The organism is Microcoleus sp. B6-A1 (genome assembly GCF_036705085.1).
GTDB lineage: Bacteria > Cyanobacteriota > Cyanobacteriia > Cyanobacteriales > Microcoleaceae > Microcoleus.
Genome location: NZ_JAUBTU010000031.1, coordinates 39190 through 53786, shown reverse-complemented (window position 1 = coordinate 53786; position 14597 = coordinate 39190). Strand labels below are relative to the sequence as shown.

The following is a 14597-nucleotide window of genomic DNA, read 5'->3' as shown; positions in this document are numbered from 1 at the left end:
AGTTTGTAGTGAGGACTTTAGTTGTGATGAATGAGAATTATTTAACCTGACATCTTGCAGCAATATCAATAAGAGGATTTTTCGTGGGGTCGGGCGGGTTTATAGAACCTATTTGCAAGCTTTAAGGCTGTTGGCGAACCCGCCCCTACGGCTAATTGAGAATGGTGCAAGATATCAGTTTAACCAAACTTGCTATTAAGCTGTTCGGCATTTAAAAGACGATTGTAGGGTGCGGAGCGTACAGAAGTGTTTCCCGCATAAGCGCGTAAGTGTTCACTCCTGACGCACCATACAAGCCTCGTTAGTGGTTTAAATGCTCCACAGCTTAGCAGACAAAAACAGCTTTCAACATTCCTTCGTCTCGGTCTGGGTGGAGTTCAAATCCGAGTTTTTTACAGAGGCTCTGCATCTGGTAGTTGCTATTGAGAATGTAGCCAACGATCGCCTCTAATTTCTCTTCCTGACCAATTTGCAGCATCCGCCTCAATAATTCTGTTCCCAAACCGCGCTGCTGATAGCTATCGCTAACGATCAGCGCAAATTCGGCTTGGTTTGTGCCGTGGAGTTTGCTCAGACGCGCTACTCCCAAAATCCGGTGTTCTGAGGTTTCCGGGTCTTGACGATCGGCTACTAACACCATTTCCCGATCGTAGTCAATAAAACAAATCCGGGTCAAACGTTCGTGAGCGATGCGGTGCTTTAACTTTACCATGTGAGCGTAGCGCAAATACACGCTCTCTTCCGAAAGTTCTTCGTGGAAGAGCACCATCAGTGGCTCATCTTCAGGACGAATCGGACGGATGGTGATGGGACGATCGCCCTCCGTTGACCAGGTTTGAACGTATTGCGTAGGATAGGGGCGAATCGCGGGTGAAATGGGGTTTTCCGTTGTTTGCAGAACAACGCGGGCATCAAGAGCGATCGCACCTTCAGGAGAAACCAACAGTGGATTAATATCAATCTCGGCAATTTGAGGTTGCTCTACAATCAGTTGACTAAAACGAACTAATAACTGTTCGAGTTGTACCAGGTCAATTGCCGATCGACCGCGCACTCCTTGCAAAGCTTTATAGATGCGCGTTTGCTCCATCATCCGGCGCGCTAGGGTAGTATTTAAAGGCGGAAGTGCGAGCGAGCGATCTTGAAAGACTTCCACTAATTGTCCGCCGGAACCAAACAGCATCACCGGCCCAAATTGTGGGTCAATACTGCTACCCAAAATTAGTTCATAGCCTTCCAAATGCACCATCGGCTGCACTGTCACGCCGAGAAACGCTGCAGGATCAATCGCCCGTACCCGCTGGGCGATCGCCTCAAAGGCACTAATTACAGCGTTAGCATCGCCTAAATTTAGTTTTACGCCCCCCACATCGGTTTTGTGAGTAATCGTCTCAGAATGCAGTTTTAGCACCACTGGATAACCCAGGCGATCGGCAATTTCCACAGCTTCGGCCGCACTTGCTGCAATTTCTGTCGCTACGGTGGGAATGCCGTAAGCTGCTAGCAACTGTTTTGATTCGTACTCGGTTAATAGAGTGCGATTGTTTTGGCCCGCGGCAGTCAAAATCTTCGCAGCAGTCGCACACCCGGAAGTCTCGATTTCGCACTCAGCGGGGAGAGAAGGCGTTTCGTAGATAGCGCGCAGGTTGTATGTGTACCGCCACATATAGTTGAATAACCTGACGGCGGTATCGGGATAGGGAAAAGTCGGAATATTTGCCTGATTGAGAATTTGCGTTCCCGCTGACACTTCCACACCGCCCATCCAGCTTGCTAATAAGGGCTTTCCGAGTTGGCTGTAAGACTTGAGTTTTTCTGCGGTTTGGGTGGGATTTGTCATCGCTTGTGGCGTCAGGATGACCAGCAATCCGTCACTATTGGGATCGGGAGCGACAACTTCTAGAGTTTTGGCGTAAAGATCGCTACTAGCATCGCCCAAAATATCGATCGGGTTGTGATGACTCCACTGAGGTGGCAAAAACTCATCAAGCCGCTGCAGCGTCTCCGGTGCCAAATCTGCCAGGGCACCGCCGTCGCTAATTAAGGCATCAGTGGCGATCGCCCCTGGGCCTCCTGCATTGGTGACGATCGATAGGCGGTTGCCCTGCGGTCGCGGTTGCTTGGCCAGAATTTCTGCCATGTCGAACAAATCGGAAATCGTATGTACGCGCAACGCGCCACAGCGGCGGAAAGCAGCGTTAAGCACGTCATCGCTACCGGTCAAAGCCCCCGTATGGGAAGCGGCGGCTTGGGCGGCGGCAGCGGTACGTCCTACCTTGAGAATGATGATCGGTTTGTCGATCGCCACTGGGCGGGCGGCGGACAGGAACGAACGAGCATCACCCATAGATTCCATGTACAAAACGATACTGTGGGTATGGGGATCGTCCCCGAAATACTCGATCAGATCGCCCCAACCGACATCGAGCATAGAGCCGATCGATACAAAGGCGCTAAAACCGACATTTTCCCCCAAACTCCAGTCGAGAATCGAAGTACAGAGGGCGCCGCTTTGACTGATGAAGGCGACATTACCCGGACGGGCGATCGTACCTGCAAAAGTAGCATTGAGCCCAAGCACAGGATTCATTACGCCGAGGCAATTTGGGCCGATAATCCGCATTCCGCCCAGACGCGCCTCGGCCATAACTTGCTGTTCTAAAGCCTCCCCAGCCGCACCAATCTCTTTAAACCCAGCAGAAACAATAATTGCCCCTTTCACCCCAGCAGCGATACATTCGCGGATCACTTGTGGCACCCCAGCAGCAGGCGTAGCAATCACCGCCAGATCCACTACTTCCGGGACGCTAGCAATGTCAGGATAAGACTTGAGTCCCAAGACGCTGTGGCGCTGCGGATTCACTGGAAAAACTGTTCCGCCAAACGGATTCCGAATCAAGTTCCACAGGAGAGTTCGTCCGACGCTTCCTTCTCTCTCTGTTGCGCCGATTACAGCCACGGAGCGAGGCCGAAAAATCCGATCGAGCGGATGACGCTGTTCTTTCCAAATATCGTGAGCCCGATCGCTCGCAGTGCTTTGATTCATTGAATTTATCTGCATAGTACCTACTTCAATTAATCAGCAATTAATATTGCTCTGCTTTCGATAACAATCACCGAATCAAATCCGAACTCTTTTTCTGCTTTTTTTCTGCTTTTTCTTCATCTTCTTCGGGTGTTCGCGGTTCCTGAAAAAAAAAATCTCATTGCCCGTTTCCGACACGCCCGCCCTTAAACAACATTTGGGTTGTCTAAGTGTTAGTTCGGGAACCCCTTTGGTCAGAGCTTCCTCAACAATTCACGAGGATGCTCTGCCTACTATCTATCTTAATTCTTCCCCCCGAATTAGCAAGTCAACTTTTGTAACAAATAGCGAACAGGATCTTTAAAATAGTGAGATTAAATATATACTAGATGTAGTGGTCGAAGCAGAAAAGATCGATCGCTAATAAAAAATTGAGGTGAAAGCAAGCTATGTTTGCAGAATGGCACGGCTTTACTGAAGGCAACTGGACAAACGAAGTCAACGTCAGAGACTTCATCCAAAAGAATTACACCCCCTACGAAGGGAATGCAGAATTTCTCACAGCACCAACCGAAAAAACCCAGCAGCTTTGGCAAAAAGTTCTGGAATTAATGAAGCAAGAGCGCGAAAAAGGTGTATTGGATGTTGATACAAAAGTTCCCACATCCATCACGGCTCATGCAGCAGGATACATCGATCGCGACTTAGAACAAATAGTAGGTTTGCAAACCGATCGACCTTTGAAACGCGCGATTATGCCCTTGGGCGGGATTCGCGTTGTCAAGGCAGGTTTAGAAGCTTACGGCTATCAGCTCGATCGGCAAACAGAAGAAATATTTACGAAATATCGCAAAACTCATAACGATGGTGTATTCGATGTTTACACGCGCTCGATGCGTCTGGCAAGACGTTCTGGTATCATCACAGGTTTGCCAGATGCCTATGGACGCGGGCGGATAATTGGTGACTATCGGCGCGTTGCTTTGTACGGTGTCGATCGCCTAATTGAGGATAAAAAAACACAGCAAGAATCACTCGAACTAGACACGATGGACGAGGCAACAATTCGCTTGCGCGAAGAGTTATCCGAGCAAATTCGGGCATTGTTTGAGTTAAAAGAAATGGCGGCTAGCTACGGCTTTGATATTAGCCGTCCGGCAGCAAACGCACGAGAAGCTGTCCAGTGGCTGTATTTTGGCTACTTGGGAGCAGTGAAAGAACAAAACGGGGCAGCGATGTCTCTCGGCCGCGTATCGACGTTTTTAGACATTTATTTCGAGCGCGATTTACAAAGTGGCGCGAGTTCCGAAGTGGAATTGCAAGAACTGATCGACCATTTTGTAATGAAACTCCGCATGGTGCGGTTTTTGCGGACTCCCGACTATAACGCTCTGTTTTCTGGCGATCCAACTTGGGTAACAGAGGCGATCGGCGGTATCAGCGATGACGGTAGAACATTGGTAACTCGTAACAGTTTCCGATTCTTGCACACCCTGTCAAACCTCGGTACTGCACCCGAACCAAATCTCACCGTTTTGTGGTCGGAAAACTTGCCGGAAAACTTCAAAGAATTCTGTGCGAAGGTATCCAGCGACACAAGTTCTATTCAGTACGAAAACGACGACTTGATGCGTCCTCAATACGGCGATGATTACGCGATCGCCTGTTGTGTTTCCGCCATGCGAATTGGCAAGCAAATGCAGTTTTTCGGCGCGCGAGTTAACTTAGCTAAGACTTTGCTCTATGCGATTAACGGCGGTAAAGATGAGAAGTCCGGCGACCAAATCGCGCCCCAGTTCCCACCGATTACTACCGAATATCTCGATTATGACGAGGTAAGAGCGCGGTTCCACGACATGATGGCGTGGTTGGCAAAAACGTATATCAATACGTTGAATGTCATTCACTATATGCACGACAAATACTGCTACGAACGGCTGGAAATGGCATTGCACGATCGCGATGTTTACCGGACAATGGCCTGCGGAATTGCCGGATTGTCGGTGGTGGCAGATTCCCTGTCGGCGATTAAACACGCTAAAGTTAAGGTGCTTCGCAACGAGCAAGGTTTGGCAGTAGATTACTCGATCGAAGGAGAATATCCAAAATACGGCAATAATGACGATCGCGTAGACAGTGTGGCGATCGAACTTGTGCAAAGCTTCATGAACGAAATTCGCCAGCACAAAACCTACCGCGGCGCTGTAGCGACTCAATCGGTACTCACAATTACCTCTAACGTAGTTTACGGCAAAAAAACTGGTAGCACTCCCGACGGACGTAAAGCAGGCGAACCCTTTGCTCCTGGCGCTAACCCGATGCACGGCCGAGATTCCTGTGGGGCGATCGCATCCTTATCTTCTGTAGCGAAACTGCCTTACAGTGATTGTCAAGATGGCATATCGAATACTTTTTCGATTGTACCGCAGGCCTTGGGCAGAATGGAGAGCGATCGGACTAATAACCTAGTTGGTCTGTTAGACGGTTACTTCCACGATGGCGGCCATCACATCAATGTTAACGCGCTCGATCGGCAAACATTACTAGATGCGATGGAACATCCAGAAAACTATCCCCAGCTAACAATTCGCGTCTCCGGTTATGCGGTTAATTTCATCAAACTTACCCGCGAACAGCAATTAGATGTGATTAAACGCACATTCCACGAACGCGTGTAAATTCCATTGGAATCGGCGGTTGAAACCGGGAGCATCTCATATTTGTAAAAACACTTCTTCTGGCTCCTTCCTTCTTCCTTCTTCCTTCTTCCTCTTTTCTCCTGGCTCCTGACTCCTGACTCCTAACTCGAATTTCTAGCGGAGGGCGGCTTTCATTGAGATGATCTCGTTGAAACCGCTCCTTGTCAAACGAAGTCCGAGCAGAGGGGGACTCAAGAAGCGCCTACATAATTGGTTCTGCATAAGTCTTTTTTCTTCTAGTTTCGCTGTTGAACCATGAGGTCAGATCCCCCCTAACCCCCCTTAAGAAGGGGGGAACAAGAGTATTCTTGAATTCCCCCGACTATCTGGGGATTCAAGGGGAACCGTCCACTTCTCAAAGCCAACCCCTACTCCCCTTCTTAAGGGGGATTTAGGGGGATCGAGCCTCAGCAACCCAACGAAAAATCCGCAAGTTTCCAGGCTTAAGTTAACACCGAGATTCCCCCATTCCTAATCTCGAAACATCACCAACAAACAGCAAAATCAATGTCTGGAATTGGACGCATTCACTCAATCGAAACTTTTGGTACCGTAGACGGCCCCGGAATCCGGTTTATCGTCTTCACCCAAGGCTGTCCGTTACGCTGTCTGTACTGTCACAATCCCGACTGTCGCAATTCCCACGATGGTAAAGAAGTAACCGTCGATTATTTAATCGAGCAAATTACAAAATGTAAATCCTACCTACGGAAAGGAGGCGTTACCGTCAGCGGCGGCGAACCGTTGATGCAGCCGGATTTTGTCAAAGAAATCTTTACCCGCTGTCATCAAATGGGTTTGCATACAGCGCTGGACACATCAGGCTTCTGTGTTTTAGACGTTGCTAAACCGGTTCTGGAAATGACCGATCTGGTTTTGTTGGACATCAAATCCTACATTCCCGAACTCTATTACAAAGTCACCAATGTTTCCATCGAGCCTACTTTAGCAATGGCCAAATATCTCAGCGAAATTGGCAAACCGACGTGGATTCGCTTCGTTCTAGTTCCTCACCTCACCGATCACATCGAAAACGTAGAAAAATTAGCGGAGTTTATTGCCAATCTGAACAATGTGGAAAAAGTAGAAGTATTACCATTTCATAAAATGGGAGAATACAAATGGGAACAATTAAAATTGGATTACGAACTCAAGGATACACCTCCAGCTTCACCGGAACTCGTGCAACAAACTGTTGATATTTTTCGCAGTCGCGGGCTAAATGCGATCGGAGCTAGCGGTATATAATAATTAAAAGGCCACGTTCACAAGTCACCCACAATCTTGAAATTATCTGCGTCGATCTGCAGGTTCCCTACCAATCAAAGATTGAGGCAATAATTTTTCCGAAATCCACATCACGAAAAATCACATGAAAGTTACCAATTTAGAAGAATTAGAAGTCCTAATTCAAAAAGTGAAAGCAGCCCAAGCTGAATTTGCCACCTACACTCAAGAACAGGTCGATCGCATATTCAAGCAAGCAGCTTTAGCCGCTAATGCCGCCCGCATTCCCTTAGCCAAAGCAGCAGTCAAAGAATCGGGAATGGGAGTCATCGAAGATAAGGCAATCAAAAATCATTTTGCCTCGGAAATGATTTACAACAAATATAAAAACGACAAGACTTGCGGTATCATCGAGTCCGATCGGCATTTTGGCTACGAACGCATTGCCGAGCCCGTGGGATTGCTAGCGGGAATCGTTCCTGTAACTAACCCGACTTCCACCACCATCTTTAAGTCATTAATCGTGCTCAAGACGAGAAATGGCATTATATTTTCGCCCCATCCCCGCGCCAAATCCTGCACGGCTGCGGCGGCAAAAATCCTCCTCGATGCTGCTGTAGCAGCCGGCGCACCACCGGATATTATTGGGTGGATTGATGAGCCAACTGTGCCACTTTCCCAAGCTTTGATGCAGCACCCCGATATCAAACTAATTTTGGCAACTGGCGGGCCGGGAATGGTAAAAGCTGCCTACTCTTCAGGACATCCCTCCCTCGGTGTCGGCGCTGGAAATACTCCCGCCATCATCGATGAAACCGCTCACATCCAAATGGCTGTCAGCTCAATTTTGCTCAGCAAAACTTTCGACAACGGCACGATTTGTGCTTCGGAACAATCGGTAGTTGTTGTGGATGAGGTGTACGATGCCGTGCAACTGGAATTTATCAAGCGCGGTGCTTATTTCCTGAATGCTGAAGAACGGGACAAAGTGCGCCAGGTAATCTTAATTGATGGTCGATTGAATGCCGAAATAGTCGGACAATCGGTGCAAAAGGTGGCGCAGATTGCTGGTTTTGTAGTGCCGTCAAACATCAGGGTTTTGATTGGAGAAGTGGAGGCGGTTGGTAAAGAAGAACCCTTTGCTTGTGAAAAACTTTCGCCGATTCTCGCCATGTACCGCGCCAAGGACTTTACTGAAGCAGTAGACAAAGCTGAAGCGCTGATAATTTTTGGCGGACACGGACATACTTCTGTACTCTACACGGCTCCGCACAATCAGAAGCACATTCGTTATTTTGAAAGCAAACTAGAGACTTCGCGGGTGCTGATTAATACGCCTTCTTCTCAAGGTGCGATCGGCGATTTGTACAATTTCCGCCTCGATCCCTCCCTTACCCTCGGTTGCGGTAGCTGGGGCGATAATTCGATTTCTGTCAACGTGACACCCCATCACCTGCTCAATATCAAAACCGTAGCAGAACGGCGCGAGAATATGCTCTGGTTCCGCATTCCTCCCAAGATTTATTTTAAGTCGGGTTGTCTTCCTGTAGCTTTGAGGGATCTTGCAGGTAAGAAACGTGCTTTGATCGTCACGGATAAACCTTTGTTTGAATTGGGATTGACTAAGGAAGTCACAGATAGTTTGGAAGAAATCGGCATCGATCACTACACATTTTACGATGTGGAACCCGATCCTTCGCTGGCTACTGTTCGCAAAGGTTTAGAAATCTGCAATAGTTTCCATCCAGATGCGATTATTGCCTTTGGTGGTGGCTCGCCGATGGATGCTGCTAAAGTAATGTGGCTGATGTACGAGCATCCAGAAATTGAGTTTGAAGGATTGGCGATGCGGTTTATGGATATCCGCAAGCGGGTATACGAACTGCCGCCTTTGGGTTCAAAGGCAATTATGGTGGCAATTCCAACTACTTCGGGAACGGGTTCGGAAGTCACGCCTTTTGCGGTTGTTACGGATGAACGATCGGGGATTAAGTATCCGCTTGCAGATTATGCTCTGACTCCGAGTATGGCGATCGTCGATCCAGAACTTACGCTGAATATGCCCCGGAAACTGACTGCTTACGGTGGCATTGATGCGCTAACCCACGCTTTAGAAGCTTATGTTTCTGTGTTGGCTTCTGAGTATACAAATGGTTTGGCTTTAGAATCGATTCGTTTGCTGTTTAAATACCTGCCCAGCGCTTACAAAAATGGTGCTAACGATCCGAAAGCGCGGGAGAAAGTACATTATGCTGCTACGATGGCCGGGATGGCATTTGCCAACTCTTTTCTGGGGGTTTGTCACTCAGTAGCTCACCAATTAGGTGCAACTTGCCACGTCCCTCACGGTTTAGCGAATGCGCTGATGATTTCCCATGTAATTCGCTACAATGCAACGGATGTTCCGTTCAAACAAGCGATTTTTTCTCAAAACAAGTATCCTAACAGCAAGTGGCGTTATGCTCGAATTGCGGACTATCTGAATTTGGGCGGCGATACAGAAGATGAGAAAGTTGAGAAGTTGATCGAAGCGGTGGAAGCTCTCAAGCGTGAGGTAGAGCTTCCTAGCACGATTCAGGAGGCGATCGCCAGTCAGGGAATGAGTGATGATTTCTTTTTTGCTCGCGTTGAGGAAATGGCCGATCATGCTTTTGACGATCAGTGTACCGGAGCGAACCCCCGTTATCCGCTGATTGAAGATTTAAAGCAACTTCTGGTGCAAGCGTACTCTCACAGCGGCGACACTTCTGAGGTCGATCGAGTGTTAACTGTAGTTTAATCGGCGCGGTGCAAGAGATTTCTCCTCAAAAGCCTGTCAATGGGGGGTAGGATGCCTAACCCCTACTCCCCACAATTTCTGGAGAAATCTAACGCCGGGCCCGGTGGTGCAAATAAACCCCGAAGCGGATCAAAATACCAAGTAGGGGTTGAAAAATTTTGAAATAGTGTTACAATTTTAGAGGTAACTATTTTACAAATCTTGTAGTTTCAGTGGCTGTTCGCGCGATGACCTCTTCACCAACCATAGCACCCGTTCGATCGAGTCAAGTTACCCGCAAACCTTATCCCAACTATCGGGTAATAGTCCTCAACGACGATTTCAACACATTTCAGCACGTTGTGGAATGTTTGACCAAATACATTCCAGGGATGACGAGCGATCAAGCTTGGAAACTCGCCAACCAAATCCACCACGAAGGCCAGGCCACTGTCTGGGTTGGCCCGCAAGAGCAAGCAGAACTTTATCATATGCAATTGAGCCGTGCAGGACTGACAATGGCTCCGCTAGAGTCAGCTTAACATTTTTTAACTGCCAGTTATAATCACTTACAATACTTACTTTGAAACTTGCCAAAATGGCAACATCACTTCATCCTCTTGATTTAGATTATGTGTCAATACACCTAATCTGTTACTCAAGTAGGACAATTTTATGAATCATCCTTTTGATCTAGATATTGCTGATCTGGAAGCAATTGATTTGGATTTTGAAGAGACGCTAACTGATGAACAGGCCACCCGCATCGGAGGTGGATTAATGGCTACCACTCTAGCCATAGGTGAAGAAGGTGGTGGTGGGATACAGTGTATCTCAGCTCCCTGTCCGGGAAGTGAAGGAGGAGGAGGAGCATTTCCTCCCCAGCCTATTCCCATTGACCCTCCGCTGACCACTCTGGCTCTAGGTGAAGAGGGTGGAGGATATTACACAAAAGCTTGGTTTGAAGGCGGTGGAGGCCCTCTTGATTGGTAATCTCATTCGTGCAGACAATGATAGAGATTCTGCCTAATTCCTGAACTATTCCGATTTTTTCTGTAATAAGACTTTCCAACATTCACCCTCATTCGAGGCTTTTTTCTCAATATATAAAAAGTTGCAACACTCTCAAAAAAAGTGATGCGACTTTTAATATTTGTAGTTGATTTTAGCACATTTTTAATTTTCAAATTTCCCATGAACATTTTAATTCTGGGTAATGATTCAGATGCTCATGCTGCTCATATAAAAGATGCTCTCACCCAAGCCGGTGCAGAAGTAGATTACTTAGATACCTATCTGTTTCCCAGACAGTTACGTCTGTCTTGGCAACCTGATACCCTGGTAGGGTGTTTGACGCTACCCGGAGGTCGCCAGTTGAATTTTCAAGATATTCACAGTGTATTTTGGCGCAATTTTTCCGGTGTTGGCGTTGCACCTTTAAAAGATGCAAATCAACAGCAAGTTGCATTGAACGATTCCATGAGTACAGTGCGATCGCTAATGCAAGCTTGTCCGGCTCGCTGGATTAATTCCTGGCAGGCATACCAGTTTCATAAAGAAAAACCCCTACAACTGAGCAAAGCTAAGCAAATAGGAGTGACAATTCCTGCAACTTTAATCAGTAACAATCCAGAGCAAGTTAGGGAATTTGTCGAACCTCATGAAAAAGCAATTTTTAAGCCCGTTTATGGCGGCGCTCATACCAAGTTGATGACAGAGGCGCATTTAGAACCTAATCGGCTGGGCTTGGCTTTGAGTATTTCACCAATCACAATACAAGAGTATATTCCTGGGACAAACATTCGCAGTTATGTCATTGGTGAATCAGTCTATTCTGCAGAAATTCGTAGTCAAGCTTTGGATTTTCGGGAAGATTTAGAGGCAGAGCTAATTCCGATAGATTTGCCAGAATCAGTTAAAAAACAATGCTTAGCAATATCAAAGGCATTTATGCTAGATTGGACTGCTATTGATTGGCGTGTCAAGCCAACGGGTGAGTATGTATTTTTAGAGGCAAATCCTAGTCCGATGTTTATACACTTTGAGCGTCAGACTGGTTTTCCGATTACACAAAAATTAGTCAATCTGTTAATGTATTAACTGGGATTTAAGAGGCGATCCTCTTCGAGGGCTTCGCTAACGTAATTTTGCCAATCATCCCCGCTTCCGTATGTCCGGCTACCGTACAGCGCAGGTTGTAGGTTCCCGATTTCATCGGCACAAACACCCATTCTGCCATAGCACCCGGTTTAAGTTCCAGTTCGTGAATACTTCCTTTAATTTCCACTTTACCAGCTTCAACTTTTTGAGTCCAACTCGCATCAGCAAAGTTTTTAGCAGTGAAATAATGTTTCTGCGAACTGGGATTTTTTAGCACTAATTTATAGCGCTTGCCCGATTCAAATTCTAGCAGATTGGGAAAAAATTTGAGTTCCCCAGCTTCGTTACCTAAACTAACAGTAATTTCGGTGACAGGTTGCCGAGACAAATCACCGACAGCACTAGCAATTGCCGCCGGCATCAAGATTGTGCTCAAACATAAAATTACTCCCAAAATAACCTTGAAAGTTTTTTGTAACCGCTGGCTGCGGTAGAATTTGCCTAATTGCCAACCGAGTAAATTGATCATGGCGGTTCTGACTACTGTTAACTATAGCAATCCTAAATCATTTGCATAATTGTTGTAGGGGCAATCCCACGCCCGGTTGTTCGATAGATAGGGGGTAGGCAAAGAAAGGCACTACCCCTACAAATTTATCTGAATCATTTAGGATTGCTATATTAACTGACTAATGACTAATGACTAATGACTAATGACTACTGACTACTGACTACTGACTACTGACTACTGACTAATGACTACTGACTTAATTCGATCGCCAAACTTCATCCCAAGGCCCGCCCCCTACTTCCAAACCCGATAAAGAGCTTTGAGCCTCTAAGATAATTCTAGAATGCTGCTTGCCATTTTTTTCCACATTTCCCCCCAACAACTCTCGCAGTTGCAAGCGCAATTCACCGTGCGTCGTATCCCGGCAGCAAAAAGCCATGCCTTTTTCGGTAGGAGTTCGCACATAAGTACCAGGACTGTTTGTAGTGCCAATCAACTCTACTTCAAACTGACTGTTTCTAGCCTGCATTTTCCAGCTTCCCCAAGGTTGAATAGTCCAACTAACTTGCGAATTCCAAGGCACAAATTCGTAAAACTTGCCTCGGTAATGCAGACAAATCATTGCTACCGATTCCATCCACCACAGCACGCCCCGCTTGCCGCCGCCCGCAGTTAAAGCTAAATCCTTTTCGCCTTGAAAACAATTGCAATTAATCCAAAACCACTTTTGGGGAAAAGCACCGCCCCAGTTTTTTTCGCTGTAAGCGGGAGCATCTTTAAATTCGTAGCGTTCGCCATTCCAATCAATCCAGCCCGTGGCTAAACCGTGAGCCATTAAAATTTGCCATCCAGGCTCAAATATGGGTAGAAAAGATACTATTCCCGCCGTAGATTTCTGGATTTCATCAGAGTTTCCCCAGCCATAAATAGGTTTAATTTCGTACTGCCAAAAACAGTGGCTGCCGCTTCCTGGCTCGTGCAGATAACCTTGATTTAAAGTAGCAGTAGCTTGATAGCCTTCTTCGACGCTGCTGTCGAATACTTGCGGCTCTAAATATTGGGGTTTAATTTGTAAATCTGTTTTGCCCCAATGTCCGAAACCTAAGCTTTCTCGGTGCGCCCAAAACTTATTTACATCTGGAAAGGTGCGACACAAATAGCTATCTTTCGGGCCGAGAATTTGAGCTGCACCGCCACTGTAAGGTTGACCGCCTCTGGGGTCTTCGATGGAATACATGAATGCAAAGGATTGTCCGTGAATCGGTAATGTTATTCGGTAGTACCAGCCTTCAAAAAAGCGGCGGGAACTGCCGTCCCAGTGGTATCCGCTGTGGGGAGTTTCAATAGTTTTGAGTTTTGAGAGTGAATTTGACATAGAATTACCAATAGCAGAAAGAAGAGTCAGTAGTCATTAGTCAGTAGTCATTAGTCATTAGTCATTAGTTAACGGTTAACAGTTAACAGTCAACAGTCAACGGTTAACAATGCCCAATGCCCTGTTTGGCCCATGCCTCATGACTAATGACTAATATGATAGGTTATTAATTATGTCTTTAGCACTTTGGCGATCGCCCTTAGCTCGTGCCCTCCACCGCAACCGCAGTCTTGCTTTTGCCCGTTACTTGCAGCTAGCAACTGTTCGGGCCACCGGGCGTCCGGCTAACCGCACTGTGGTGTTTCGAGGCTTTTTAGCCGATACTAATCAGTTAAAGTTTATTACAGATATTCGCAGTCAAAAGGCAGAGGAGATTAACCTCTATCCTTGGGGGGAAATTTGCTGGTATTTCCCGAAAACTCGCGAACAATTTCGGATTGCGGGAAAGCTAGTTTTGGTAGGGGCAGATGATCCAGAGGCCCAGTTGTGCTCATCGCGCCGCACAACTTGGCAGGAGCTTTCTGAGGCGGCTAGAGCGCAGTTTGCTTGGCCTCATCCGGGGGATGACAAAGCCGAGGCTAGTGCTTTTGATTCTGCTTCCCCAGATGCGATCGAGCCGCTGCCTAATTTTTGCTTGCTGTTGCTGGAACCGGAAACGGTGGATATGTTGGAGTTGCGGGGGGAACCGCAAAACCGATCGCTTTATCGGCGCGACGGGGAGGGAAATTGGTCTGTGCGATCGGTTAATCCTTGAAAAAGAAGTCAACCGATTTTAGATTTTAGATTTTAGATTTTAGATTGAAGAAAGCGACTCCACTGATAAATCTGGGTAGTCATTAGTCAGTGATTATTGGTTATTGGTTATTTGTTACCAATAACCTTCCAGGCCCAATTGCCAATTC

10 protein-coding genes are annotated in these 14597 nt (G+C 46.9%); 7 read left to right on the top strand and 3 right to left on the bottom strand.

The features are described 5' to 3' along the window. Positions 1-325: 325 nt before the first annotated feature. Positions 326-3046: a bifunctional acetate--CoA ligase family protein/GNAT family N-acetyltransferase gene (locus QUB11_RS13840; protein ID WP_333390872.1), complete on the bottom strand. Its 2721-nt coding sequence runs from the start codon at positions 3044-3046 to the stop codon at positions 326-328. 428 nt (positions 3047-3474) lie between these two features. On the opposite strand from QUB11_RS13840, the gene pflB reads away from it, so the two are divergent. From pflB to QUB11_RS13810, 6 genes are all read left to right on the top strand, one after another. After that, positions 3475-5703: a formate C-acetyltransferase gene (gene pflB / locus QUB11_RS13835; RefSeq protein ID WP_333203600.1), complete on the top strand. Its 2229-nt coding sequence runs from the start codon at positions 3475-3477 to the stop codon at positions 5701-5703. Between the two features lie 528 nt (positions 5704-6231). Beyond that, positions 6232-6972 carry a pyruvate formate-lyase-activating protein gene (pflA, locus tag QUB11_RS13830; RefSeq protein WP_333203598.1) on the top strand — a complete coding sequence of 247 codons (741 nt, stop codon included), beginning with the start codon at positions 6232-6234 and terminating at the stop codon, positions 6970-6972. Positions 6973-7096: 124 nt separating this feature from the next. Next, on the top strand, positions 7097-9730 hold the full coding sequence (gene adhE, locus QUB11_RS13825) for a bifunctional acetaldehyde-CoA/alcohol dehydrogenase (protein WP_333203596.1): 2634 nt from the start codon (positions 7097-7099) through the stop codon (positions 9728-9730). 227 nt (positions 9731-9957) lie between these two features. Beyond that, a complete protein-coding gene (clpS, locus tag QUB11_RS13820) occupies positions 9958-10251 on the top strand; it encodes an ATP-dependent Clp protease adapter ClpS (RefSeq protein ID WP_190743461.1) in 294 nt (97 codons plus the stop codon). A gap of 133 nt (positions 10252-10384) precedes the next feature. After that, entirely contained in the window at positions 10385-10702 is a 318-nt protein-coding gene (locus QUB11_RS13815; RefSeq protein ID WP_333203594.1) for a hypothetical protein, read from the top strand. A 201-nt stretch (positions 10703-10903) separates the two neighbouring features. Continuing rightward, complete coding sequence (locus QUB11_RS13810) at positions 10904-11809, top strand: hypothetical protein (protein WP_333203592.1); 906 nt, start codon at positions 10904-10906, stop codon at positions 11807-11809. A 7-nt stretch (positions 11810-11816) separates the two neighbouring features. Here the strand turns inward: QUB11_RS13810 and QUB11_RS13805 are convergent, their stop codons facing one another. Then, entirely contained in the window at positions 11817-12338 is a 522-nt protein-coding gene (locus QUB11_RS13805; protein WP_333203590.1) for a plastocyanin/azurin family copper-binding protein, read from the bottom strand. A 238-nt stretch (positions 12339-12576) separates the two neighbouring features. Further along, positions 12577-13695 carry a tocopherol cyclase family protein gene (locus QUB11_RS13800; RefSeq protein ID WP_333203588.1) on the bottom strand — a complete coding sequence of 373 codons (1119 nt, stop codon included), beginning with the start codon at positions 13693-13695 and terminating at the stop codon, positions 12577-12579. Positions 13696-13867: 172 nt separating this feature from the next. Here QUB11_RS13800 and QUB11_RS13795 point away from each other — a divergent pair, with 172 nt between their 5' ends. Further along, the gene (locus QUB11_RS13795; RefSeq protein ID WP_333203586.1) at positions 13868-14449 is read left to right on the top strand and encodes an Npun_F5749 family FMN-dependent PPOX-type flavoprotein; all 582 of its coding nucleotides are present in this window, start codon (positions 13868-13870) and stop codon (positions 14447-14449) included. The last annotated feature ends 148 nt before the right edge of the window (positions 14450-14597 follow it).